Annotated in this window: 1 protein-coding gene; it reads right to left on the bottom strand. The window is 67.9% G+C overall.

Annotation, left to right across the window (positions count from 1 at the left end; genetic code table 11):
• Window positions 1-221: GntR family transcriptional regulator (locus A3764_RS20995; protein ID WP_150122365.1), on the bottom strand; the 221-nt coding region annotated here is incomplete at its 3' end.
• Window positions 222-224 lie beyond the last annotated feature (3 nt).

The raw sequence follows: 224 nt of genomic DNA, 5'->3' as shown, positions 1-224 counted from the left end.
CCCCGGTTCGGCTCCAACCGCACCAGCCCGTCGGAGGCCAGCACCTTCAGCGCTTCCCTCAGGGGCGTGCGCGACACACCGAACCGCGCGCAGAGCGCCTTTTCCGGCACCTTCGTCCCCGGGACCAGTTCGCCGCCGATGAACAGGGGCTGCAAACGATCGACCAGCTCGGCATGCAGGGACTTGCGCGAGATCTTCGGGGGTGTGGTGGCGTCATCCATCGA

The sequence above is a fragment of the Sulfitobacter sp. HI0129 genome (genome assembly GCF_001635395.1).
GTDB lineage: Bacteria > Pseudomonadota > Alphaproteobacteria > Rhodobacterales > Rhodobacteraceae > Sulfitobacter.
This window is presented reverse-complemented; position numbering and strand designations above follow the sequence as displayed.